The organism is Vibrio sp. OPT20, from assembly GCF_963889365.1.
Lineage (GTDB): Bacteria > Pseudomonadota > Gammaproteobacteria > Enterobacterales > Vibrionaceae > Vibrio > Vibrio splendidus.
This window is the reverse complement of sequence record NZ_CAWPOA010000095.1, coordinates 1-313: the sequence shown is the minus strand read 5'-3', so window position 1 is coordinate 313 and position 313 is coordinate 1. Positions and strand designations below refer to the sequence as shown.

The following is a 313-nucleotide window of genomic DNA, read 5'->3' as shown; positions in this document are numbered from 1 at the left end:
GTAACAAGGTAGCCCTAGGGGAACCTGGGGCTGGATCACCTCCTTATACGAAGATAGTCACGATGAGTGTCCACACAGATTGATTAGGTTTAGAAAAGTTAAGAGATACTAGTGTCCCGTTCGTCTAGAGGCCTAGGACACCGCCCTTTCACGGCGGTAACAGGGGTTCGACTCCCCTACGGGATACCATCTTTAAGTATTCTCTTCTATCAGAGTATTTAAAAATGGTTCATTAGTTTGAATCAAGCTCTTTAACAATTTGGAAAGCTGACTGATTGATTACTTACGAGTAATTCAATCAAATTTAAAAGTT

Annotated in this window: 1 tRNA gene; it reads left to right on the top strand. The window is 41.5% G+C overall.

The features are described from left to right. Nucleotides 1–113: 113 nt before the first annotated feature. A tRNA-Glu gene (locus AACR09_RS19565) sits at nt 114–189 on the top strand. Nucleotides 190–313: the final 124 nt, after the last annotated feature.